Here is a 24,380-nt window from a genome sequence, read left to right as displayed (position 1 = left end):
GCTGTCGCTCGGACATCGAGTGCGGGGGATGGAATATTGAACCACGGTCGCAGCGAAGCTGCTCCCTGATTCAAATCCCATCGTAACTATCGAGTCCTCGCTGTCGCTCGGACATCGAGTGCGGGGGATGGGATTTGAACCCACGAACCCCTACGGGAGCGGATCTTAAGTCCGCCGCCTTTGGCCTGGCTCAGCCACCCCCGCGCACACGTCAGTTCCGCGGACGGTCGGTTAGTGGTTTCGTTTTGCGAGACGCGGGGGTGGGACGTCAACGAGTATCAGTATCGTTTTACTGTCCTCCGGAGAGTACCCACTACAATGGCTGTGCGAACCCGTCCCCCGCAACCGAATCGAGGCGGCCCCTCCGACGTTGCGGTGACACCTCCCCGCTCGATATCTCCGTTGGAGCGTTCGCCGTTTTGAACCGATGACGGTCGGAACGCTTCCGGTTTCGCTCGATGAGATCCCCCCGGTCATCCTCGCCGTCGTCGCCAGCACCTTCTTCGTCGGGTTCGGCGGCGGCGTCGTGTTTCCGATCCTCCCGAACCTCGGGGCCGTTCTGGGCATCTCCGCGTTCGTCGTCGGGCTGATTCTGTCGGCGAACCGCTGGGTCAGGTTAGTGGCGAACGCGCCCGCGGGGGCGCTGGTCGATCGGTTCGGAGTCAGAAAGCCGTTCGTGTACGGCCTCCTCATCGAGGGCATCGCGACGTTCGGGTACGTCGTCGCGCTCGTCCTTCCCGATCCGGCGTCGGTCTCGTGGGTCGCATACGCGCTTCCGACCGTCGAGTGGGGGCCGGTAGCGTTCGGTGTCGAACGCTGGCTTTCTGCCCTCGATGTCGTTCTCGCCCCGGAATCGTGGTTCCTGTTGGCCCGGGTGCTCTGGGGAGTCGGCTCCGCGGCGGTGTTCGCGACGGCGTACACAATCGCCGCCGACGTCTCCGACGGGGGCTCTCGCGGGCTGAATATGGGGATCGTCCGCGGTGGGATGCTGCTCGGGTTCCCGACGGGAATGGTGCTCGGCGGCGTCGTGAGTTCGCTCGCCAGCAACGCGGTGGCGTTCGGTATCGCGGCCGCGTTCGCCCTAATCGCCAGTATCGTCGCGTTCGTGCTCGTGCCGGAGACGCACGTCACCGAACGCGGGTCTCGGGCGGTGAAACCGTGGGATATCGAAACCTCGGTTCCCGCGGTTACGGTGGGTTTCGTGAACTTCGGGCTGATGTTCGCGTACTTCGGTGTCCTGTTTTCTACGTTGGTGTTGCTCTTAGCCGAGAAATCGCTCTCTTCGTTCGGTCTCAACGCGCAGGGGATGTCGGGGTTATTTATGGCCGTGACCGTGGTTAGCGCCGGTGTCGCGATGGTGGTCGGCGGGCGTCTCTCGGATACCCACGTCTCGAGAGTCCCAGTCTTGCTCGCCTTCTTAGGCTCCTTTTTCGTTGGCTTTCTGCTGTTGGCGAACGCGGCGTCGATCGCGGGACTGTTCGTTGCCTGTCTCTGTATCGGCGCGGGACAAGGCGGGACGAGCGGTCCGATGATGGCGCTGCTCGCCGATCTGATGCCCGATGATCGGATGGGCCGAGCATCGGGAACGAACAACGTGTTGGGCGACGTTGGCGGTGGACTCGGTCCGATGATCTCGCTTCCCGCAGTCGAGGTCGTCGGGTTTTCACCGGTGTACGCGGTGAGTGCGCTCATCCCACTACTCGCGGGTGTCGTCTTACTCCTGGGCGTGCGTAAGGAGACCGGGACGTTTTATCCGGGACGGACGGCGTCAGATTGAACCGGATCGGACCGCACCCCGGTCTGGACGTCCCGCGTACGCGGAGCCCGGGCGAATCGGAAGTGACCGCTACACAGCGGGCTACCAGTCGACGCTCAGCGTTCCGTCGCCGTGCGGGTCGGGCGCGATCTCCTCGTCGGTCCGGCGGTCGACAACGTGGATGACACCGCGATCTTTCTTCGCGGGGCAGACCTCCGCCGCCCGGACGTTCTCCGCCAGTTCGTCCGCAGCGATGAAGTACGATTTCGGCCGGGCGAGCCCGGATGTGATGTCCATCTCCCAGTTCGCGGCGACCTCTGCGCAGCGACCCGCGCCGATACACTTGTTCCCCTCGAAGATGATCTTGTAGGGCTTCTCGGAGACCGGCGGGGCGTTCGCCTCGTCGCCGACGTCGCTGGGCTTCAGAGGCGCGTCGTCCTCGGCGTCGCTCATACGCGATCGTTACGGGTGTGGCGTCTTTGCGCTGTCGGTTCGCAGGAACGACGAGCGGGCCTTCCCTAGCCGTCGAGTGAATTCCCCTGCGAGCATCGAGTGAATTCCCCTGCGAGCATCGAGTGAATCGTTCCACGAGCATCGAACGGACCTGCACAAGCGTGGAGAAGATCGGCACGGGAACTGATTCGAACGCAGCGGAGATCAGACGCAGGAGCGGTTTTTAGGCCGCAGGAACGTATCATACGTAGTTACGCGCCCGCGCGTGCGAGGGTTTAAGAACCGAGGTGGCTAAACGGAGATACGATCAATGTCACGCGATACTGAGTACGGGGCCGGGCAGATTCAGGTCCTCGAAGGCTTAGAGGCCGTTCGAAAGCGCCCGGCGATGTACATCGGGTCGACGGATTCTCGCGGGTTACACCATCTCGTCTACGAGGTCGTCGACAACGCGATCGACGAGGCGCTCGCAGGCCACTGTGACCGCATCGAAGTAACCCTCCACGACGACGGCTCGGTGTCCGTCTCCGACAACGGCCGTGGGATTCCGGTCGACACGCACGAACAGTACGATCTCCCCGCCGTCGAGGTCATTATGACAGTCCTCCACGCGGGCGGGAAGTTCGACAACAAGTCCTATCAGGTCTCGGGAGGCCTCCACGGCGTCGGCGTCTCGGTCGTCAACGCGCTCTCGGAGCGCCTCGACGTCGAGATCAAGCGCGACGGCGCGCTCTGGCGCGACAGCTTCGATCACGGGGAGCCGCAGGAGAACGCCTTCGAGCGCGTTCGCGACCTCGAAACGGGCGAAGACACGGGGACGACGGTCCGCTTTTGGCCCGACGGCGATATTTTCGAGACCCGCGAGTTCGAGTTCTCGACGCTCGAAAACCGGCTCAGAGAGCTCGCCTTCCTCAACTCCGGCGTGGAGATCCACCTGATCGAAGAGGGCGACGAGAGCGTCGAAGGCGGCGCACGCGACGCCGACGACCCGTCGGCCGGGCCGGAGCGTCGCGAGCGGACGTTCCTCTACGAGGGCGGCATCCGCGAGTTCGTCCGCTATCTGGACGAGACGAAGACCGTCCTCCACGACGACGTCATCTACTACGCCGACAGCGCCGACGGCATCGAAATCGAGGTGGCGCTACAGGCGACCGAGGAGCTCCAGGGTTCGATTCACGCCTTCGCGAACAACATCAACACGCGCGAGGGCGGCACGCACCTCACGGGGTTCAAGACCGCGCTCACCCGCGTCGTCAACGACTACGCCCGCGAGCACGGCCTGCTCGACGACCTCGATTCGTTGAAGGGCGAGGACGTGCGCGAAGGGCTCACCGCGGTTATCTCCGTGAAACACCCCGACCCGCAGTTCGAGGGACAGACGAAGACCAAACTCGGAAACAGCGAGGTCCGCGGCATCACCGAGTCGATCACCCACGAGCAGCTCGGCACTTATCTCGAAGAGCATCCCGACACCGCGCAGGCGATCGTGCTGAAGGCCGTCGAGGCGGCGAAGGCGCGGAAGGCCGCCAAACAGGCCGAGGAACTCACGCGACGGAAATCCGCGTTGGAGTCGACGTCGCTTCCGGGAAAGCTCGCGGACTGTCAGAGCCGCGATCCGAGCGAATCGGAGCTGTTCGTCGTCGAGGGCGACAGTGCCGGAGGGAGCGCCAAACAGGGCCGCGACAGACGGTTCCAGGCGATCCTCCCGATCAAAGGGAAGATCCTCAACGTCGAGAAGCACCGCCTCGACCGCGTGCTCGAAAACAACGAGGTCCGCGCGCTCATCACCGCGATCGGCGCGGGCGTCGGCGAGGAGTTCGACGTCGACGACGTGCGGTACAACCGTATAATTCTTATGACAGATGCTGATGTGGACGGAGCGCACATCCGAACACTGCTTTTGACGCTGCTCTATCGCCATATGCGGCCGCTCGTCGAGGCGGGGTACGTCTATGCGGCGAAACCGCCGCTGTATCGTGTCCGATACCGTGGAAATACGTACGACGCGATGACCGAGGCCGAGCGCGACCGCATCATCGAAGAGAAGTGCGACGGCAACCCCACGCAGGTCCAGCGGTTCAAGGGCCTGGGAGAGATGAACCCCGATCAGCTCTGGGACACCACGATGAACCCCGAGAACAGAGTATTGAAGCAGATCACCGTCGAGGACGCCGCCGCCGCGGACAAGATGTTCTCCGTGCTGATGGGCGACGCCGTCGAACCGCGCAAGCAGTTCATCAAGGACCGAGCGACCGAGGCAGAATGGGTGGATATCTGAGATGAGTTCTGACGCACCAGAGAAATTCGACCCCGGAACTGGAATCGCCGCCAGCGTCGAGACCGCACGTATCGAACAGGAGATGGAGCAGTCCTACATCGACTACGCGATGTCGGTCATCGCGGGTCGGGCCCTCCCGGACGTCCGCGACGGCCTCAAACCCGTTCACCGACGCATCCTCTATGCGATGCACGAGGCGGGCGTCACCGCACGCTCCTCACACCGGAAGTCCTCCTCGATCGTCGGCGAGACGATGGGTGATTACCACCCCCACGGCGACAGCGCGATCTACGACACGCTCGCGCGGATGGCGCAGGACTTCTCAATGCGCTATCCGCTGGTCGACGGCCAGGGCAACTTCGGCTCCGTCGACGGCGACCCACCGGCCGCGATGCGCTACACGGAGGCGCGGATGGCTCCGATCGCCGAGGAGTTGCTCGAAGACATCGAGATGGACACGGTCGACTTCCAGGCCAACTACGACGACCGACTCGAAGAGCCCGAGGTCCTCCCCGCGGCGTTGCCCAACCTCTTAGTCAACGGCTCATCGGGGATCGCTGTCGGGATGTCGACGAACATTCCGCCGCACAATCTGGGAGAAGTGATCGACGCGACGGTTCATCTCATCGACGACTCGGAGGCGTCGGTCGAAGACCTGATGGAGTACGTGAAGGGACCGGACTTCCCGACCGGCGCGAACATCGTCGGCCGCAACGCGATCCACAAGGCGTACAAGACGGGCCGCGGGCGGATCCGCGTCCGCGCGGAGTTCGAAGTCGAGGACGACGAGCGCATCGTCATCACCGAACTCCCCTTCCAGGAGAACAAAGCCCGACTCGTCGAGCGGATCGCGGACAACGTCAACGAGGGGAAACTCGAGGGCATCCGCGACTTGCGCGACGAGTCCGACCGCGACGGAATCCGCGTCGTCGTCGAGCTCAAGCGGGGCGCGAACGCCGAAGTGGTGAAGAACCAACTGCTCGAACACCACCTCGAATCGACCTTCGGCGTCATCAACCTCGCCTTAGTCGACGGCCAGCCGAAGGTCCTCACGCTGAAGGAGACGCTCGTCGAGTACCTCGAACACCGACGGGACGTGGTCCGCCGACGCTCCGCGTACGAACTCGGTGAGAAAGAGGACCGCGCGCACATCCTCGAAGGACGGTTGACGGCCTTGGAGAACGTCGACGACGTCGTCGAGGTCATCCGAAACTCCGAGAGCCGCGACGACGCGAAGGCGGCGCTGCGCGGCGAGCACGTTGTCGAGGTCGACGGCGAAGCGCTCCCGACGTTCGACTTCTCGGAAGCGCAGGCCGACCACATCGTCGCAATGCAACTCGGATCGCTGACCGCGATGGAGGCCGACGAGATCGAATCGGAGTACGAGGACGTCACGGCTCGTATCGAGCGGTTGGAGACGATTCTGGCGGACACCGACGAACTCGACGCCGTCGTCCGCGAGGAACTCTTAGAGATCAAAGACGAGTACGACGACGACCGTCGGACCTCGATCATCGAGGACACCGGCACGGTCACCCACGAGGACCTCATCGCAGAGGAGGACGTCGTCGTCGTCGTCACCGAAGACGACTACATCAAGCGGATGCCGTTGGACCGCTTCCGCGCGCAGAACCGCGGCGGAAAGGGAATCATCGGAACCGAGCTGAAAGAGGGCGACCGCGTGTCCTCGGTGTACGTCGCGAGCACGCACGATTACTTGCTGTACTTCACGAACCACGGACAGGTCTATCAGCTGAAGACCTACCAGGTCCCGGAGATGTCCCGGACGGCCCGCGGCAAGTCCGCGGTGAACCTGCTCGATCTGGACGACGGCGAGGAGATCACGGCGGTCGTCAACACCGCCGAGATGGAGTCCGACGAGGAGAAGTTCCTCACGATGACGACCCGGAACGGGTACATCAAGCGCACGAGCGTCGAGAACTTCCAGAACATCCTCACGACGGGGATCATCGCGACGAAGCTCGACGAGGACGACGCGCTCGCGGACGTGGAGGTCACGGACGGCACGCAGGACCTGATTCTCGCGAGTCGCGGCGGGATGGCCATCCGGTTCGCCGAGGACGAAGTCCGCGCGATGGGCCGCTCCGCGCGCGGCGTGCGCGGGATCAACCTCGAAGGGGACGACGCGGTCGCCGCGCTCGCGGCGATCGACCCCGACCGCCACCAGTGGGTGCTCACCGTCACCGAGAACGGCTACGGCAAGCGCACCGACATCGATCGGTACCGCCGACAGTCGCGAAACGGGAAGGGACTCATCGACATCAAGACGAACGACCGCAACGGGCGCGTCTGCGAACTCGAGACGGTCGGTCCCGGCGATCACCTGTTCGTGATGAGCCACGGCGGTCAGATCCTCCGAACCCCCGTCGAGGACCTCTCGACAGTGGGTCGAAACACGATGGGCGTCATCGTGATGGATCTCGGTGCGGGTGACAGCGTCGCGAGCGTCGATATCCACTTCGCGGCGGACGCCGCCGACGTGGGTACCGATGCGGATGCTGCCGACGTGAGTTCCGATGCGGATGCTGCCGACGCGAGTTCCGATGCGGACGCCACCGACGTGGACGACGCTGACGTGGATTCCGGTGTGGACGTCGTCGATACAGATTCCGATGCGGACGGGGAGACGAACGCAGAAACTGCGCCCACGGACGACGCCACGTCCGACGAGTAAGCGGGAAAACCTACCGGCACGTTTCACCGGAAACCCGGTGTGCGTCGTCGTCACATATTCTATTTTTCCGGCTGAAACCCGAGAATACGCCGATCGAAATCGGCGTGGTATCCCTATAGAATCTGCGTTCCGAGCGCGCTCGACGCTAATTCGGTCGCGAGCGTCGCGGTCTCGTTTCGCTCGTCGAGGATCGGGTTCACCTCGACCAGTTCCATCGATCGGAGGCAGTCGCGCTCGGCGACGGCTTCCAGCGCGGCGTGTGCCTCACGGTACGTGACGCCGCCGCGGACGGGCGTCCCCACGCCGGGAGCCTCCCGCGGATCGAGCCAGTCGAGGTCGAGGCTCACGTGGACGCCGTCGGTTCCGGCCGCCGCCACGTCCAGCGCGTCGTCGGCGACGTTCGCGATACCGCGCTCGTCGATATCTGACATCGTGAACGTCGTTACGTCGCTTTCGGCGATCGCTGCCCGTTCGGTCTCGTCGACGTCGCGCAGTCCCACGATCGCCACGTTGTCTTCGCTGAGCCCCGCGGCGTTCGCCCATTCGATATCGGCGAACTCGCCGACGCCGAGGATCGCCGCGAGCGGCATTCCGTGGACGTTACCCGAGGGCGACGTCTCGGGGGTGTTGAAATCGCCGTGGGCATCGAACCAGACGACGCCGATTTCGGCGTCCCGCGCCGACCCCGTAACCGATCCGATCGCGACGGAGTGGTCGCCGCCGAGGACGAGCGGGAGTTCATCCGCTTCGAGCGCGCCTCCGACGCGATCGGCGAGGGCGGTCACGACTTCGCGCGTCTCGCGGAGGAACTTGGCTCGCCCGGACGCGGGCAGTTCGGCCTCCGGATCGCGCTCCTCCGCGCGCGGTGCGCGGACGTCGCCGTCGTCGACGACGGTCACGTCGGCGCGTTCCAACTGCTCCGCCAACCCGGCGTACCGGATTGCGGAGGGCCCCATATCGACGCCGCGACGGTTCGCCCCGTAGTCGGTCGGCGCGCCGACGACGCGGACTGTTCGGGTCATCGTGGCTTCCTTCGCGCTCCGTCCTCTTTTCACTCCTGATACGGGGCGCAGACGCGGGCGACACCCTCCTCGAAGGAGATTTCGGGCGCCCAACCCGTGGCCTCGCGCATTTTCGTGCTATCGGCCATCGTGTCGTGCACGTACACGTCGAGGGGGTTCTCGACGTACTCGGGGTCGACGTCGGTGCCGAGTTCGTCGTTGATCATCCCGATCATCTCGTTGAACGTGTAGCTCTCGCCGGTGCCGAGGTTGTAGATGCCCTGCAGTCGGTGGTCGGCGGCGAGTTCGATCCCGCGGACGATGTCGTCGACGTGCGTGAAGTCCCGGGTTTGAGAGCCGTCGCCGAAGACCTTCGGTCGCTCGCCGCTGGCGATCTTGTCCGTGAACTGCGCGACGGTGTTGGCGTACTCGCCTTTGTGTTCCTCCGCGCCGCCATAGCCCTGATAGACGGAGAAGAAGCGCAGTCCGGCCAGCGCCATCCCGTAGTGGTGGTGGAAGTACTCTCCGTACTGCTCTCTGGCGAGTTTCGACGCCTCATAGCACGTCCGCGCCTCGATCGGAAGGCCCTCGGGGGACGGCTCCGTCCGAGAGCCGTAGATTGACGAGGTCGACGCGTAGATCACCGTGTCACACCCGTCTTCTCTGGCCTGTTCGACGGCGTTGACGAAGCCCTCGACGTTCACGCGCGTGGCCTCGCGCTTGTTCTCCTCGGCCATCGTATAGGAGGAGTACGCGGCGAGGTGAAACAGCACGTCGACTCCCTGGGTCGGGAGGTCGCCGTCGAGGACGCTCGCGTCGACGAATTCGACCGCGTCGTCGAGGTTGTCCGGCGTTCCGAGGTGTAAGTCGTCGAGGGCGACGACGTCGTTGTTGGCGGCGAGGTGGTTCGCGAGGTTCGAGCCGATGAACCCCGCCCCGCCGGTGACGAGGACGCGTTTGTCTTCCATACAACACACACGAGGGAGGGCTCACAAATCGGTACCGGATGTGAGCGAGGGCGGTCGATGCGAGTGACCGGGTTGTAAATGCGAGCGAGCGGGCGGTCGATGCGAGTAAAAGGCCGAACGGTCGATGCGATTGTCGAGTTTTACGGCGATAGACGGCCTGGTGGACGTATCGAACGCTGGTCGCAACCACGGCGGCGGATATAGTGAGAAAAACGAAACGAATGACGCCGAATCGGACAAAAATCGGGACACTCTTTCACACTGTGTGTATCCATCCACCGGATTTAAGACCGTATGCGCCGAACGAACGGCTATGTCATCCATCGAGCTCACGTCCAGTCAGAAAACAATCCTTACCGCCCTCATCAACCTCCACCGAGAGAGCGAAGACGCGGTCAAAGGCGAGGACATCGCCGCAGAAGTGGACCGAAACCCCGGTACGATCAGAAACCAGATGCAGAGTCTGAAGGCCCTGCAACTCGTCGAGGGCGTTCCGGGCCCGAAGGGCGGGTACAAGCCGACGGCGAACGCCTACGAGGCGCTCGACGTCAATCAGATGGACGAGCCCGCGTTCGTCCCGCTGTACCACGACGGCGAGGAGGTCGAGAACGCCAACGTCGACGAGATCGACCTGTCCTCCGTCCACCACCCCGAACTGTGCCGCGCGGAGATTCACATCCAGGGCTCCGTCCGCGACTTCCACGAGGGAGACAACGTGACGGTGGGACCGACGCCCCTCTCGAAACTCGTGATCGAGGGCGTCGTCGACGGGAAGGACGACACCGGGAACATCCTCATCCTGCGAATCGAGGATATGCGCGCGCCCGTCGGCGACGCGTCGCACTGAGCGGCGCGGCGACACGGACCGACGTTTTCCTTCTGTCTCGCTTTTCCACTCTCACCTCTCGAATACCACGCCAGCGACGCCGCTACGTTCCGTTTCGAGAAAGATGGGTCGGTGTCCGTCAGAGAACCCAGTTCGACCGCGTTTGATCCGTTCTGGATGCTCGCTTACAGGCTGTCCCAGGCGTCGAACGCGTCCTTCTTCGACGCGACGTCCGCGATCCAGCGCGCGGCGATGGCCTTCTTCAGGTTGCGCGCGGCTGGCCCGCCGAAGACGTTCATCGGGAACGACCCGAGCACCGGCAGTTTGACGTCGTGGGCGACGGCGTCCTCGCCGACGGAGACGACGGTTCCCTTGTCCTCGTGTCGCCACGTCTTCAGGGGCTTGCCCGCGACGGCGCGCGCGACGTTCTCGCCAGCGACGTCCGCGGCCTGCCAGGCGGCCTGCGCCGTCGGGGGCGCGACCGAGTCGGGACCCTGCTCGACGAGTGCCGTGTCACCGAGGGCGAACACGCGCTCGTCGGAGGTCTGGAAGTCGGCGTCGGCGAAGACGCGGTGAGAGCGCTCGTCCTGATCGAGTTCCATCCCGTGGACCTCCTCGTGGCCGGTGATGCCGCCGGTCCAGATGAGCGAGTCGTACGCGAGTTCGGGGTCGTCCTCCTCGCCGCCGAGGTACACCGTCTCCTCGTCGACCTTCGAGATGAAGTCGCCGGTGAGGATCTCGATATCGAGCGCTTCGAGCCGCTTCCGGAGTGCGCCCTGCAGTTCGGGATCGTTGTTCGGGAAGACCTCGTCGAGCCCCTCGACCAGCGTGATGTCGATCGGCGCGCGGTGGTCGTCGCGGTACTCGGCGATTTCACCGGCGGTCTGGATGCCGGAGAGGCCCGCGCCGCCGACGATGACCTGGGCGGGGTCGTCGCGGGAGGCGTCCTCGGCCGCCGCTTTGATGTCGGCGTGGATCGCGCGGGCGTCGTCGAGGCTTTTCAGCTCGTAGGCGTACTCCTGCAGCCCGTCGATTCCGAAGAAGGCCGTGCCGGAGCCGATCGCGAGCAGGAGGTAGTCGTACTCGACCTCGTCGTCTTCGAGTTCGACGACGCGCTCGTCGACGTCGACGTCGGTGACATGGCCCTTGAGGAATGTCGTCGAGTCGGATTTGATGTCGTCGATCGGGATCGTGATCTTCGATTCGACGCTCGGGTCGCGGATGCAGCGGTGGACCTCGTGGAGAACGAGGTGGTAGTCGTTCTCGGAGATCCACGTCAGTTCCGCGCCAGCGTCGAGTTCGTCTTCGAGTCGATTCACGGCACCGGCACCCGCGTAGCCGGAGCCGACGACGACGACCTGTGTACTCATACGTGAACCTGTACCCGCATCGGATAAAGGAACTGCGAAACGCCGCTTGCTCTTTGTATACCTGGAAAGCCCTCACTGTCGGTTCGTGGGCCGTTGAAACCGCTACTTTATCCGATCACTCGATCGAGAGCCCCGGATGCCAGTGATCGACGCCCGCCTCCCGCTTCGCCTCGTCCATCTTCGCCAGCAGGTGAACCGCCAGGCTCGCTGTCTCCGCCGCGCGCGACTCGCCCTCCGTGCGGAACTCGCCGGTGATCCGATTCGCGTATACCGAACAGACCGCACCTGCCCGGAGGCCGTACACGTTCGCGACGGTCAAGAGCGCCGCGGCCTCCATCTCGATGTTCTTCACGTTCGCTTCGCTGAGCTCTTCGACGAGCGAGTCGGAACCGGCCGCGCGGAACTCCCTGAACCCGGGTCGGCCCTGGCCCGCGTAGAAGGAGTCGGCGCTCATCGTCAGCCCGACGTGGTAGTCGTGGCCGAGCCGCTCCGCGGCGGCGACGAGCGCGGCGACGACCTCGTGGTCCGCGACGGCCGGATAGTCCTCGCGGACGTACTCCTTCGAGGTCCCCTCTTGACGAACCGCACCGGAGGTGATGACGAGGTCGCCGACGCCCATCTCCGGCTGGATCGCGCCGCAGGAGCCGACTCGGACGAACGTGTCCGCACCGACGCGGGCGAGTTCCTCGATGGCGATCGCCGCGGAGGGACTGCCGATCCCCGTCGACGTCACCGAGATTGGCGTCTCCTCGTACGTTCCCGTCGCCGTCCGGTACTCGCGGTGGTACGCCTTCTCGTCGTGATCGTCCCACAGGTCGGTGATCTTGTCGACGCGCTCGGGATTCCCGGGCAGGAGCACGCTGTCTGCGACGTCCTCGGGGCCGACTTCGAGGTGGTACTGCACGTCGTCGTTGGGGTCTTCGCTGTCGCTCATACGACTTCCTCCGCGCGCAGCGAAAATAGGCTGTCGGCTGCGCGGGCCGCGAACCCCGGCGGCTTAGGGCTCGCCGCCCGATGAGCGCTGTTTTTCCGCGGCCGAAAGCGTCTCCAGCGAGATCGTGTTCGGGAGGAGTTCACCGAGCGTGTACGCCGTCGTTTCCTCGCCCCCCTCATCGCAGACGATTTCCAGGTCCGCTCCGGCGAACTCCGCGAGCGTCTGTCGGCACATTCCGCAGGGCGTCACGCCGTCGCGTGCGCCGGAACTGACCGCGATCCGTTCGAACTCGCGGTGGCCATCCTGGACCGCCGCGGCGATGGCGACCTCCTCGGCGTGCAGGCTGTTCGAGTAGTTCGCGTTCTCGATGTTGCAGCCGACGTACTCCGAGCCGTCGGCGGTTCGCAGCGCCGCGCCGACGCGGTACTCGGAATACGGGACGTACGCGTCTTCGAGGGCCTCGCGGGCGCGTTCGACGAGTTCGTCTGTCATCGTCTGACGGTTCGTCCGGCGTCGGTTTGTACGTTGCCGTCGGCGACGTATTCGTCAGGTCGCGCTGGATCCGATCAATGCCGCGGTCTGGTCAGTGTCCCGCCCCGGTCACTGTCGCAGTCGGATCGCTGTCGAAATCTGACCGATATTGCTGTCTAGCCGGTATCGGAGTCTAGCCAGTATCGCAGTCTGACCGATATCGCAGTCTAACCAGTGTGGCAGTCTGACCGGTATGACAATCGTGGCAGGAGCGCTCGAAAGGGCAAGAGGCAAATCGTTCTCGTTCCTACTTCGGGTGTGAACTCCGAATCCGACACCGCGAGCCGGGGAACCGGACGGCGGATTATGCTGGCTGTCGGCGCGATCGTGGTGGTACTCTCGGGTGCGATCGGGTGGCTTGTCGGCAGTAACGGCGCGGTCGCGATCTCCGAGGCCGCCGTGCTCGGAACCAATCTGACGATTCCAGTGACGCCCGCTGCGGTCGCGTTCTACGGCCTCGTCGTCTCGACGGCCCTCCTGAGCCTCCTCTTCGGCCTCGTGGAATTCGCGTCGCGGGCGGAAGCCAACAACGCCCGCTGATCCCGGGAGTCGCTCTCGAACGGCGACAGCGCGGCGCTTTTATCGCTCCGTTTCTAACTCCGGATATGGCCTCTTCCGCGTCGGCCGAGACTCGCTCGGATGCCGCCGACGAGGAGTTCGATCCGAACGCGCCGCTTGAGTCCGAGTCCGGGGGGCGAAACCGCAAGCGGGCCGCGCTCGCGGTCGCGCCGTTCCTCGCGATCGGCCTCGGGAACGTCGTCCTGCTTCTAGGCTGGGGACTCGAACCGCTGTGGGCGTTCCTGCTGCTGCCGCCGATCCTGTTCTGCAGCGTCCTCGCGTACATCGTCTTCAGTACGGACTTCCTCGACCAGCGGACGTAGCGAGCGCGTCGCGCCCGAGGAAAACGCTCGACGCTCAGTTTCCGGTGTCGTACTTGTAGGTCGCTTTCGACGGGTCGATGCCGAAGTCCTCGGCCGTCTCCTCGACGCTGTCGCCCTCCCGCTTGTCGGCGGGTGACGCCTGCTTGAACCGCTCGCGGAACGAGTCCGGGACCTCGAAATCCGCCGCCCGGACGCGCATCGCGATGACGTCGTCGCCGCGCTCCTCTCGGACCTCCGCGAGCCGTGAGGCGACGGGGTCGGGAAGTGATCCGGTGTCCTGCGGCTCGAATCCGAACGGCGTGAAGTAGGCTGGCTGTCGCGTGAACGTGTACACCGCGTCGTACCCCTCGTCGCTCGCCTGTCCGACGAGACGCTCGATGACGTGCGCGCCGACGCCCTGTTGTCGCCACGGCGGCAGCGTGTAGACGAACGCGAGTTCGCAGAACTCCCCCGCCTCGGTCTTGTGGACGCGAATCCGGCCGAATCCGGCCTTCCGAGACGTGTCCTCGTCGAGGGCGATCACGTAGTCCCGGGATCGAAACGCGGGGTCGTCGATGTCCGCGTCCTCGATTCTGTCGAGTAGCCAGACCTCGTCGCGGTTTTTCGCGTCCCGGACGTACATACCCGCCCGTACGAAAGCGGGACGCAAGTGTATTGCGGAGCCGTCACCCGAGTTCGGGGACGAGCAGCCATCAACCCTCCCCAGATATCGAGATCAGCGCGCACCAACGACGACCGGATACCGGACCCCACAGGCAACAAGTTTGTATCGTCGCCCGTTGTACGAGGGAGCGATGGCTCGCCTCTTGCCCTCCCAATCCGAGCCCGAAGTCGACGCGTCACCGCGCGTCGTCGGACTCGAAGACGACGACGCCGACGACCTCCTGTCGGCGCTCTCCTCGACGACCGCCCGTCGAATCCTGGCCACGCTCCACGAGGAGCCGACGAACACCGCTGCCCTCTCCGAGTCGGTCGACACCTCCCTGCAGAACGTCCAATACCACCTTCAACGGCTGGAATCCGCTGGCGCGGTCGAGGTGGTCGACACCGTCTACTCCGAGAAGGGGCGCGAGATGAAGGTCTATGCGCCCGCGGATCGCCCACTCGTCGTCGTCGCCGCCGACAACGACGAGACGACCGGGCTCGCGACGGCTCTCAAGCGCTTGCTCGCTGGCGTCGGCATCATCGGCGTGGTGAGCCTGTTCGCGCAGTTCGCGATCGAGGGGATCCCCTTCGTCGCACAGACCGGCGGCGACGCCGGTGCCGCGAGTACCGAGTCCGTCCAGGTCGCCGCCGACGCGGCCGCGAGAACTGCCGCATCCGGGCCTCCGCCGGGACTGTTGGTGTTTCTCGGTGGCTTGACGGTACTCCTCGTATGGTTCGCATTCTGGTTCGTCAGGCAGCGGTAGCCGTCGGTCCTGCGCGGCCGATCCGTCGAAGCGTCCCGTAAGTATTCGTACCCGGACGGAGTAGTAGTTCGTATGAACCACCCGGGCGAGGTCGAAGGCATCGCCGTCGGTGTCGACGCGGACGGCGAGAACATCCCCGCGGTCGTGATCGCGGCGCGGTCGGAATTGCTGCCGATCGTCGTCACGGCCGATCAGGCCCGGGCAATCCAACTCGCGACCACCGGCGACGCGTTCGAGCGTCCGCTGACCCACGACCTCCTCGTGGAGATGGTCACGGAGTTCGGCGGCGCGATCGACAGGGTTCGCATCGACGACATCGCCGATGGGACGTTCTACGCGAAGATCGACGCCGAACGCTACGAGGACGGCGAACCGCAGCGGTTCGTCTTCGACGCGCGCCCGAGCGACGCGGTCGCGCTCGCGGTCCGCGTCGACTGCCCGATCGAGATCTCAGATATCGTTCTCGATCGCGCGGGACAACCCCCGGAGCGGTTCGACCTCGGAGGTGGCGACGGCCCGGACGGAATCGACGACGACCCCGGAGATCTCGATACCGTCGACGACGTCGACGATTTCAGCGAATTCGGCGACGAGCGGTAGCGTATACCGATTCGATCGCACGCCCGCCGCCCGATCGCCGTCCGCCGTCCGACTGCTCACACGTCACCCGACCGCTCGCCCGCCGCCCGACCGCACACATCGCTTATCCCTCCACCCCGCAAACGCCACGGTATGACGCTCTCAGTCGAGACGCCGCCGGTTCCTGAACTGGAAGACGTCGTCGATCCCAACGAGTACGAGGACGCCGAGATCATCGGTGACACCGACTACCGACGCGACGAACTCGAAGGGCTCCTTCGCGACGGCGCGTGGGCCGACGCGTTCGCCGAATGGGCCGAGACGACGGACGTCACGGCCGACGAATGGCGAATCGTCCTCGATCTCGACCTGCTCGCGCAGTTCGACTTCTTCTGGGACGACTTCGCGGACCGAGTGGGGTACCACGCGCCCGGTATCCCCGAAGACTGGAAGGAACGGGAGATCCACCCCGACGTCGACTCCTGGAAGACCGTCTCGAGTATCAATGCCGGGCTCACCGAACTCGGCCAGACCGTTTGTGAGGTGCTGAAAGACGACTACATCACGTGGGAGTCCGAGTATGAAGCCCCCGACGATCTGCCCGACTTCTAAACCCACCTTTTTACTGCGGAGGGGTCCCGAGGACCCCTCCGCGCAAAAACCTGGAGGGAAAAACTTCCCGCGAGGCTCGCATTGCTCGCCTCGCGGTACAATCACTTGCCGACCGGACCGCCACCGCACAGCGACCGCCAACTACCGCCACCGCCCGCGCCGCCACCGTTCCGCCGACGCCTCCAGTTGCGACGACGCACGCCGCGCTTCCACGGATTTCATATACGTCCGCCGGTACTCCACCAGTATGGACGAAGTCGACGACCAGTACACGCCGTCGGACGTCGAGTCCGCGGTCGAGACGTACTGGGACGACGCAGACGCCTACGAGGCGACGAAGGAGGCACACGCGGAGGACCCCGCCTTCTTCTTCGTCGACGGCCCGCCGTACACCTCCGGACAGATGCACCTGGGGACGGCGTGGAACAAGACGCTGAAAGACGCCGTCATCCGGCACAAGCGGATGACCGGCCACCGGGTCACCGACCGCCCGGGGTACGATATGCACGGCCTCCCGATCGAGGTGAAAGTCGAGGAGGAACTCGGCTTCGAATCGAAGCGGGACATCGAGGAATACGGGATGGAGGCGTTCATCGACGAGTGTAAGCGGTTCGCAGAGGAGAACCGCGAGGCGATGGACGAGGACTTTCAGTCGATCGGCGTCTGGATGGACTGGGATGACCCCTACGAGACCATCTCACCGGAGTACATGGAAGCGGCGTGGTGGGCGTTCCAACAGGTCGACGAACGCGGCCTCGTCGAGCAGGGCAAGCGCTCGGTCAACTACTGCCCGCGGTGTCAGACCGCCATCGCGGCCAACGAGGTGGAGTACGACGAGATCACCTCGCCGTCGATCTACGTGAAATTCCCGCTCCGCGAGCGCGAGGGCAACTTCGTCATCTGGACGACGACGCCGTGGACGATCCCGGCGAACACGTTCGTCGCTGTCGACGGCGAGATGACCTACCAGGCCGTCCGCGCCGAGAAGGGCGGCGACGGCGAGCCGCGAGAAGAGGAGGTCCTCTACATCGCCGAACCGTGCGTCGAGGACGTCCTGAAGAAGGGCCGATACGACGACTACGAGGTGGTCGAGGAGCTCACGGGCGAGGAACTCGTCGGCTGGACGTACGACCACCCGCTGGAATCACATCTGAACGAGGTCCCCGACTTCGAGGGCGCTGGCGAGGTCTACACCGCCGACTACGTCGAAGCCGACCGCACGGGCCTCGTCCACTCCGCGCCCGGACACGGGCAAGAGGACTTCGCCCGCGGCGAGGAACTCGGCCTCGACGTGTACGTTCCCGTCGACGGCCGCGGCGAATTTACCGAAAAAGCGGGCGACTACGCGGGCACGTTCGTCCGCGACGCCAACGACCGGATTATCGACGATCTCGATGCGTCAGGCGCGCTGCTCGCGTCGGGGACCCACGACCACCGGTACGGTCACTGCTGGCGCTGCGACACGGACATCATCTTTCTCGCCACTGACCAGTGGTTCATCACGGTCACCGACGTCAAAGACGAACTGCTCGATAATATCGACGAGACCGAGTGGTATCCGCAGTGGGCCCGCGACAACCGCTTCCGCGACTTCGTTTCGGACGCCCCCGACTGGAACGTCTCCCGACAGCGTTACTGGGGCATTCCGCTTCCGATCTGGCAGGCCGACGACGGCGAGCGGATCGTGATCGGCACGCGCGAGGAACTCGCCGAGCGCGTCGATCAGGACGTCGACCCCGACGAGATCGACCTGCACCGACCCGCGGTCGACCCGCTGACGATCACTGAGAGTGGAAAGACGTACGAGCGCGTCCCGGACGTCTTCGACGTCTGGATCGACTCCTCGGTCGCGACGTGGGGAACGATCGACTACCCCTCGGAGACCGACGCTCACGACGAACTGTGGCCCGCCGACTGGATCGTCGAGGCTCACGACCAGACCCGCGGGTGGTTCTGGTCCCAACTCGGGATGGGTACCGCCGCAGTCGGGCAGGCCCCCTACGAGGAGGTGATGATGCACGGCTTCGTCAACGACGAGGACGGAAGAAAGATGTCGAAGTCGCTCGGGAACATCGTCACGCCCGAAGAGGCCATCGAACGGGCGGGTCGGGATCCGCTGCGGGCGTACCTGCTCAGTCACGACCAGCAGGGCGTCGATCTCTCCTTCGAGTGGAACGGCTTAGGCGAGATGCAGTCGACGCTCAACATCTTCTGGAACGTCTTTCGGTTTCCACTTCCCTATATGGAACTGGACGGCTACGACCCGTCAGAGGCCGACCTCGACGACGGCGAGCTCACAGTCGTCGACGAGTGGGTACTCTCACGACTGCAGTCCGTCGAGAGCGAGGCGGCCGACGCGTGGAAGAACTACGAGGTCAGCGACGCGCTCAACGCCGTGCTCGACTTCCTCACGGAGGACGTTTCGCGCTTCTACGTGAAGGCGATCCGCGAGCGGATGTGGGAGGAAGACGATTCGGCCTCGAAGCGCGGCGCGTACGCGACGCTCGCGACAGTCCTCGAGGAGACGATCCGGCTCCTCGCGCCGTTTACACCGTATCTCGCGGAGCAGATGTACCAACACCTCGACGGCGAGGAGACGACGGTCCACGCCCTGTCGTATCCGACACCCGACGAGACGCTTCGCGATCCCGAACTCGAACGGAATATGGCGGTTCTCCGGGACGTCGAGGAGGCTGCCGCGAACGCCCGCCAGCAGGGCGGTCGAAAGCTCCGCTGGCCCGTCCAGCGAGTCGTCGTCGCGACCGAGGACGAGAACGTCGCCGCGGCGGTCGACTCTCTTTCGGACCTCCTCGCAGAACGTGTCAACGCTCGTTCGATCGACGTTGTGAGCGAGTTTGACGAACTCGTCGAGCGCGCCCGACCCGAGATGGGCGTCATCGGCCCCGCCTTCGGCGCGGACGCACAGAAGGTGATGGAAGCGGTCCAGGGCAAGACGCGAGCCGAAGTCGAACGCGGCGTCGCGGTCGACGGCGAGACCTACGACCTCGACGACGAGATGGTCTCGTACGAGGCCGAACCACCGGCGCACATTTCTGGTGCCGACTTCGAAGGCGGCACCGTCTACGTCGACACCGAACTGACCGAGGAGATCGAGGCCGAGGGGTACGCCCGCGACGTGATCCGCCGGATTCAGGAGATGCGTAAGCAACTGGACCTCGACGTCGACGCCCCGATCGACACGTCCGTCGACGTCGCAGACGACCGCGTCGCCGACTTCGTCGACCGTCACCGCGACGTCGTCGGCGAGGAGACCCGATCCCGCGAGTTCGTCGTCGGCGCGGACCCGGCGTCGGACGGCGAGCCCGCTCTCCTCGAAGAGTGGGACGTCGAGGGTGTGACCGTCACGATCGGTGTCGATCCGGTCGACGAGTAAGGGGATACATCGTTCCTCGCGTCTTCGTCAGGCGGTTGGTGAATTCCGGATCAGCAGAGCGCTTCTTCGAGCAGTTGCAGCGGGTGCTTAATCTCGTAGCCCGTGCCGTGCTCCATCTGCATCGCGCACGTGGGGCACTCCGTCATTCCGACGTCGCCCGCGGCGTCGTGCATATGCTCGAACATATCCTCGCCGATCTTCATCGAGGTCTCGTACTTCTCCGCCTTCCAGCCGTAGGTTCCCGAAATCCCTGAACAGGAGTCGCCGACGTCCTCGACGGCCACGCCGTCGAGGCCGCGGAACAGTTCGAGCGCCTGCCTGTCGAGGCCCTGGTTCCTCGCGTGACACGGCGCGTGGTACGCGAACGACTGCTCGTCGACGCTCGCCTCTGCGATTTCGGCTTCGAGATCCTCCTGGATGCGGAGGTATTCGAGGGCCTCGAAGGTGTTGGCGGCGACGTCGTCGATGCCGTCGATATCGAAGAGTTCCGGGTACTCCTGTTTGATCGCCATCGAACAGGAGGTACAGGAGGCGACCGCGTCGTAGCCCTGCTCGACCAGATCGGAAAACGAGGAGACGTTCACTTCCGCCGCCCGCTCGGCGTCCGCGAGCATCCCGTTCGCGAACATCGGCGTGCCGGAACAGCGCTGTTCGGGGGCGACGATCTCGTAGCCGAACGACTCGAAGACGCGGACGAGCGCCTTCGCGACCTCCGGGGTGTTGTAGTTCGAGTAACAGCCGTGGAAGTACGCGACTTTCTTTTCGGCGTCGACGGGGTCGCCGCGGCGTTCGCGGGCCTCGCGCGCGTTCTGTCGAGAGGCGTCCGCACCGCCGCGCTCGCCCCACCAGGCGCGGAACGTCTGCGTCGCGAACGCGGGGAACTCCCGCTCGTTCGTGACGCCCATCGCCTTCTCCATCAGCCAGCGCCCCGGGCCGAAGTTCATCGCGAAGTTCGCGATCCGCGGGACCTTACTCGCGATCCACGCCGACGTGCGGTAGTTCGCGAGGATCCGGTTTCTGAGGTACTCGATCGACAGCGTGTCCATCTGCTCGTCCACGTACTCGCCTCTGGCGGTGTTGTGCATCTGCGAGAGCGGCACACTCGACGGACAGGCGTCGTCACAGCGCATACAGTTCGAGCAAGACATGATCGAGTCGTCGATCTCCGAGCCCTCCTTGCGCTTGAGCCGCCACTGCTCGGGGCCCTGGAACTTCGGTCCGGGGAAGTCGTCGTCGACCGCCGCGACCGGACAGGTGGTGTCGCAGACCGAGCACTTATAACAGTTGTCCGCGCCCGGTCGAAGGTCCATCGTCGACTCGTCGCCGAAGACCGAGACCGGTTCGAACGCCGAGTCGAAACTGGATTCACCGGGCTGTGCGCGTCGTTCTGTCGGTTCCGTCGGGGGAGAGTTCTCTGCGTCGCTCATCTACTAGTGATCTCCTGCGTGCGTGTCGTTTTCGTACTCGTCATTGCGTCGCCTCCTCGCCCGCGCGGCGTCCCGCGTACGCGCCCGTCGCCAGCGAGACGCCCGCGGCGGATTTCTCGCGGGCCGTGTCGGCACCGCCGAGAACGCCACCGGCGGCCCGAAGGTTCTCGAACTCGTTCCCGCCGGATTCGTCGACCGGTCGCAGGTCGCCGTCCGGGACGACTCCGAACCGGGCGAACGCGTGCGCGCCGAACGCCTCCCGCTCGGACCACTCGTAACGGTCCGCGGGGTGTGGAATGTGACAACCGAAGATCGGCTCCGTGACCGACTCGCGATCGGAGTCGATCCCCTTACCGACGAGGCCGCCCGTAGCGAGGACGAATTCCTCGGCTCCGTAGGGGACTTCACGTCCCCGCTGATCGACGAGGACCGCGTCGATTCGCCTGTCGCTGGCCTCGTAGCTGACGGCGGGATTTCCCGAGGAGATCCGGACTCCGGCCTCGTCGAGCGCGTCGTACAGCAGATCTTCGAGCCGCAGACCGAGCAGACTCGGGGGCCCGGTGGGGATCTCGAAGACGGCCGCCCCGAGTCTGTCTTCCAGTTCCGCGCGGACCGTACTTTCGTTCTGGTCGCCGAGCATCGCCGGGAAGCCGACCCGCTCGTGGCCGTCGAGTTCCTCGGCGACGGCCTCGACGAGCCGCGTTCGCGCGTTCGATTCGTCTCCGTCGAGCGCCTTCGCGAACCGAGTCGTCAGCGCGTCGTCGCGGAACTCCACGGGGAACGGGACGGTCGCGCCGTCGATATCGAAGGGGACGCCCGCCGCTCCGAGGTGCGCCGCGGCCGTCGGCGCGTCGAAGTCGGTCAGCCCCGCGAAGCCGACGAGGAGCGTCCGCTTCTCGACGCTGGCGAGCCCGGGCGCGACCGATTTCGGATACCGCGCGGTCGGCTTGATCGTCCCACCGTGAGTGAGCACGAGCGCGTTTCGATCGGTGTGTGCTCCGGCGTAGGCGTCGCCGACCGCGCCGTCGAAGAGGTCGAGACCGTCGCGGATCGCGTCAGCGCCGACGACCCGGTAGGGGTGGCCGTCGGGCAGGTCGTCGACGGCCGCAAACGGATCCGCGATCGGTGCCACTCCGCCGATGGCTCCGAGCACGTCGATGAGGCCGCTAGCCTGCCGGAGCGTGCTCTTCTTGTGCGAGAGCAGGCGAACCTGTGCCCCCGACTCGGCCGCAGCGAGCGCGGCAGTGACACCGGCGATGCCGCCGCCGACGACCAGGACGTCCTCACGAATTGCCATCAGCCGCCCCCCGGTTGTGGGTTCGTTTCGGTCCTTCTCTCTGTCGTCGGCCCTCGGTTCGATCGTGGTTTCCTGCCCGTCGTCGACCGTCGGTTCGCGTCCGCGGACCGCCGTCGGGGACGGCTTCGGATCGTTCCGCCCCCGAATCAAAGGCTCCGAAATCGACCTCGTCGCCTGTCGCGGCGGGATCGCCGTCGCGGTTCATCGTCGTCGCGTGAAGGTGGTGTTTCAGCATCGCCTGCGAGAGCTGTTCGCCCCACAGCGCGTGGCGTTCGCCCTTCCAGCGCTCCTGGTACAACTCATCGAGCGCGTCGCGGGCGGTGGCTTCGTCGTGCTCGGGCGTCAGCTCGTTCGCCATCCGGTGACAGCAGAACGCGCCCTGGCAGTTTCCCATCGACGCGCGCGTGCGGATTCTGACAGCGTTGAGATCCGTGCCCGACTGCGAGATCGCGTCGTGGATCTCCGCGCGGGTGACGGCCTCGCACTCGCAGACCGTCGGGTTTGGACCGTCCCACTCGCCGAGGACCTCGTCCGTCCGCGAGCCGAGTCGCTCTGCGCTGCGGCGACCGATCGGCGAGCGGAGGCCGAACTCGTCCATCCACTCCCGCAGCACGGAAAAGTCCTCGGAGCCGGGAAGCGGCTCCGCGGCCGTGCGGCACTCGACGTCGACGCCGAGTTTCTCACACACGTGATCGGCGATGTCCTCGGCCATCATCCGATACGTCGTGAGCTTCCCGCCGACGATAGAGGCCATCCCGGGGAGGCCGTCGCGCTCGTCGTGATCGAGTAAGAAGAAATCGCGTGTGATGTCCGTGGGGTCCTCGCTGCCGACTTCCGGGGGCTCATAGAGCGGGCGAACGCCCCAGAACGAGCGGATCGTCCTGGCTTCAGAAAGCATCGGCACGAGTTCCGAGAGCGTGTCGATCATGAGATCGACCTCCCAACCCTCCTCGGGGTACGCTTCGGGATCGTCGACCTCCTCGTCGGTCGTCCCGAGGATGCAGGTAGTCTCGTGCGGGACGACGATGTCGGCGTCGCCCTTCGGTCGGCAGCGGTTGATGACGGTGTCGACTTGGCGGACGTTCATAATCGTCATCACGCCCTTCGAGGGACGGACGGCGACTTCGACATCGGCCATCTCGCCGATCTCTCCGGCCCACGCGCCGGTCGCGTTGACGACGTAGTCCGCGTACAGCTCCTCGGTTTCTCCGGGCTCGCCGTGAACGAACGAGCCGAACCCCGCTTCGGAGCCGCCGCCGGAGGCGTGTTCGACCTCGACGCCGACGACTTCCCCGTCCTCGATGAGCACGTCAGTCACCTCGGCGTGCGTCTCCACGCGCGCCCCGCGCTGGATCGCGTCGGCGGCGTTGGCCACGCAGAGCCGGAACGGATCGACGGCTCCGTCGGGCACGCGGATCGCGCGCTCGATGTCGTCCGCGAGATACGGCTCGATCTCGCGGGCCTCCTCGGCGGTGAGCACTTCCGCGGGGATGCCGCACTCGCGGCACCCCCGTAGCTTCTCCTCGAAGTACTCGTCGTCGTCCTCGGGACGCTGGACGAACAGCCCGCCAGTCATCTCGACGCAGTGGCTCGCAATCCGCCGGAGGACGCGGTTTTCCTCGATGCACTCCTCGGCGGAGGCCCGGTCGGAGACGGCATAGCGGCCGCCGCTGTGGAGGAGTCCGTGCATCCGCCCGGTCGTCCCGTGGGTCAGGTTACCCTTCTCGACGAGCGTGACGTCGACACCGCGCATCGCGAGGTCCCGCGCGATGCCGCATCCGGTCGAACCCCCGCCGAGGACGAGGGCGCTCGGCGTATCACTCATTCACAGTTCGCAGTTGGGTAGCACATACTTTACTGTAGCGTCTGCAGGCACCGGTCAGAATGTAATCGGTCTGCCTCAGCCGGGTGGCGGCCGCCTCCTCCCGGCGGTTGATGGCTGCCTCCTCCGAACGGAGGGTCTTTGTTC

20 protein-coding genes and 1 tRNA gene are annotated in these 24,380 nt (G+C 65.2%); 10 read left to right on the top strand and 11 right to left on the bottom strand.

Annotated features, from left to right (window positions below):
• Positions 1 to 119 precede the first annotated feature (119 nt).
• Positions 120 to 204, bottom strand: a tRNA-Leu gene (locus FJT57_RS06070).
• 223 nt (positions 205 to 427) lie between these two features.
• On the opposite strand from FJT57_RS06070, the gene FJT57_RS06065 reads away from it, so the two are divergent.
• A complete protein-coding gene (locus tag FJT57_RS06065) occupies positions 428 to 1,777 on the top strand; it encodes an MFS transporter (RefSeq protein ID WP_144902980.1) in 1,350 nt (449 codons plus the stop codon).
• An 81-nt stretch (positions 1,778 to 1,858) separates the two neighbouring features.
• Here FJT57_RS06065 and FJT57_RS06060 read toward each other — a convergent pair whose 3' ends face one another.
• A complete protein-coding gene (locus tag FJT57_RS06060) occupies positions 1,859 to 2,209 on the bottom strand; it encodes a ferredoxin (protein WP_144902978.1) in 351 nt (116 codons plus the stop codon).
• A gap of 310 nt (positions 2,210 to 2,519) precedes the next feature.
• Between FJT57_RS06060 and gyrB the strand changes: the two genes are divergently transcribed.
• Both gyrB and gyrA read left to right on the top strand, forming a co-directional pair.
• A complete protein-coding gene (gene gyrB / locus FJT57_RS06055; RefSeq protein WP_144902975.1) occupies positions 2,520 to 4,487 on the top strand; it encodes a DNA topoisomerase (ATP-hydrolyzing) subunit B in 1,968 nt (655 codons plus the stop codon).
• A gap of 1 nt (position 4,488) precedes the next feature.
• Positions 4,489 to 7,182, top strand: coding sequence for a DNA gyrase subunit A (gene gyrA / locus FJT57_RS06050; RefSeq protein ID WP_144902973.1), 2,694 nt, complete (start codon positions 4,489 to 4,491; stop codon positions 7,180 to 7,182).
• Positions 7,183 to 7,295: 113 nt separating this feature from the next.
• Here the strand turns inward: gyrA and rocF are convergent, their stop codons facing one another.
• On the bottom strand, positions 7,296 to 8,204 hold the full coding sequence (rocF, locus tag FJT57_RS06045; protein WP_144902970.1) for an arginase: 909 nt from the start codon (positions 8,202 to 8,204) through the stop codon (positions 7,296 to 7,298).
• 29 nt (positions 8,205 to 8,233) lie between these two features.
• Positions 8,234 to 9,151 carry an NAD-dependent epimerase/dehydratase family protein gene (locus FJT57_RS06040; protein WP_144902968.1) on the bottom strand — a complete coding sequence of 306 codons (918 nt, stop codon included), beginning with the start codon at positions 9,149 to 9,151 and terminating at the stop codon, positions 8,234 to 8,236.
• A gap of 313 nt (positions 9,152 to 9,464) precedes the next feature.
• Between FJT57_RS06040 and FJT57_RS06035 the strand changes: the two genes are divergently transcribed.
• Positions 9,465 to 9,998: an Rrf2 family transcriptional regulator gene (locus FJT57_RS06035; RefSeq protein WP_144902965.1), complete on the top strand. Its 534-nt coding sequence runs from the start codon at positions 9,465 to 9,467 to the stop codon at positions 9,996 to 9,998.
• A gap of 164 nt (positions 9,999 to 10,162) precedes the next feature.
• On the opposite strand, the gene FJT57_RS06030 is transcribed toward FJT57_RS06035, so the two are convergent.
• The 3 genes from FJT57_RS06030 to cdd all read right to left on the bottom strand — a co-directional run bounded on the left by FJT57_RS06030 (position 10,163) and on the right by cdd (position 12,773).
• Positions 10,163 to 11,347 (bottom strand): NAD(P)/FAD-dependent oxidoreductase, encoded by a 1,185-nt coding sequence (locus tag FJT57_RS06030; RefSeq protein WP_144902962.1) that lies wholly within the window; start codon positions 11,345 to 11,347, stop codon positions 10,163 to 10,165.
• Between the two features lie 115 nt (positions 11,348 to 11,462).
• Positions 11,463 to 12,281, bottom strand: coding sequence for a nucleoside phosphorylase (locus FJT57_RS06025; RefSeq protein ID WP_144902959.1), 819 nt, complete (start codon positions 12,279 to 12,281; stop codon positions 11,463 to 11,465).
• Positions 12,282 to 12,344: 63 nt separating this feature from the next.
• Positions 12,345 to 12,773, bottom strand: a complete 429-nt coding sequence (cdd, locus tag FJT57_RS06020; protein WP_144902956.1) for a cytidine deaminase — start codon at positions 12,771 to 12,773, stop codon at positions 12,345 to 12,347.
• A 297-nt stretch (positions 12,774 to 13,070) separates the two neighbouring features.
• Here cdd and FJT57_RS06015 point away from each other — a divergent pair, with 297 nt between their 5' ends.
• Entirely contained in the window at positions 13,071 to 13,352 is a 282-nt protein-coding gene (locus tag FJT57_RS06015) for a DUF7520 family protein (RefSeq protein WP_238993930.1), read from the top strand.
• 65 nt (positions 13,353 to 13,417) lie between these two features.
• Positions 13,418 to 13,693 carry a hypothetical protein gene (locus tag FJT57_RS06010; protein WP_144902953.1) on the top strand — a complete coding sequence of 92 codons (276 nt, stop codon included), beginning with the start codon at positions 13,418 to 13,420 and terminating at the stop codon, positions 13,691 to 13,693.
• A 34-nt stretch (positions 13,694 to 13,727) separates the two neighbouring features.
• On the opposite strand, the gene FJT57_RS06005 is transcribed toward FJT57_RS06010, so the two are convergent.
• Positions 13,728 to 14,315, bottom strand: coding sequence for a GNAT family N-acetyltransferase (locus FJT57_RS06005; RefSeq protein ID WP_144902951.1), 588 nt, complete (start codon positions 14,313 to 14,315; stop codon positions 13,728 to 13,730).
• Between the two features lie 172 nt (positions 14,316 to 14,487).
• On the opposite strand from FJT57_RS06005, the gene FJT57_RS06000 reads away from it, so the two are divergent.
• From FJT57_RS06000 to ileS, 4 genes are all read left to right on the top strand, one after another.
• Positions 14,488 to 15,102: an ArsR/SmtB family transcription factor gene (locus FJT57_RS06000; protein ID WP_144902949.1), complete on the top strand. Its 615-nt coding sequence runs from the start codon at positions 14,488 to 14,490 to the stop codon at positions 15,100 to 15,102.
• A 72-nt stretch (positions 15,103 to 15,174) separates the two neighbouring features.
• A complete protein-coding gene (locus tag FJT57_RS05995) occupies positions 15,175 to 15,702 on the top strand; it encodes a bifunctional nuclease family protein (RefSeq protein ID WP_144902946.1) in 528 nt (175 codons plus the stop codon).
• Positions 15,703 to 15,834: 132 nt separating this feature from the next.
• Positions 15,835 to 16,293 carry a hypothetical protein gene (locus FJT57_RS05990; RefSeq protein ID WP_144902943.1) on the top strand — a complete coding sequence of 153 codons (459 nt, stop codon included), beginning with the start codon at positions 15,835 to 15,837 and terminating at the stop codon, positions 16,291 to 16,293.
• Positions 16,294 to 16,540: 247 nt separating this feature from the next.
• Positions 16,541 to 19,687 carry an isoleucine--tRNA ligase gene (gene ileS, locus FJT57_RS05985; protein ID WP_144902940.1) on the top strand — a complete coding sequence of 1,049 codons (3,147 nt, stop codon included), beginning with the start codon at positions 16,541 to 16,543 and terminating at the stop codon, positions 19,685 to 19,687.
• Between the two features lie 50 nt (positions 19,688 to 19,737).
• On the opposite strand, the gene FJT57_RS05980 is transcribed toward ileS, so the two are convergent.
• Genes FJT57_RS05980 through glpA form a run of 3 tightly spaced genes read right to left on the bottom strand, consistent with a single transcriptional unit; the run spans position 19,738 to position 24,236 of the window.
• Complete coding sequence (locus FJT57_RS05980; RefSeq protein WP_144902938.1) at positions 19,738 to 21,114, bottom strand: anaerobic glycerol-3-phosphate dehydrogenase subunit C; 1,377 nt, start codon at positions 21,112 to 21,114, stop codon at positions 19,738 to 19,740.
• Positions 21,115 to 21,154: 40 nt separating this feature from the next.
• On the bottom strand, positions 21,155 to 22,411 hold the full coding sequence (gene glpB, locus FJT57_RS05975) for a glycerol-3-phosphate dehydrogenase subunit GlpB (protein ID WP_144902935.1): 1,257 nt from the start codon (positions 22,409 to 22,411) through the stop codon (positions 21,155 to 21,157).
• Entirely contained in the window at positions 22,398 to 24,236 is a 1,839-nt protein-coding gene (glpA, locus tag FJT57_RS05970) for an anaerobic glycerol-3-phosphate dehydrogenase subunit GlpA (RefSeq protein WP_144902932.1), read from the bottom strand. Before glpA ends, glpB begins: the two co-directional genes overlap by 14 nt.
• Positions 24,237 to 24,380 lie beyond the last annotated feature (144 nt).

It is taken from the genome of Halobellus captivus, assembly GCF_007655485.1.
In the GTDB taxonomy this organism is placed as follows: Archaea; Halobacteriota; Halobacteria; order Halobacteriales; family Haloferacaceae; genus Haloquadratum; species Haloquadratum captivum.
Note: the sequence above shows the minus strand (reverse complement) of the source record. Positions and strands in the feature narration are given on the sequence as shown.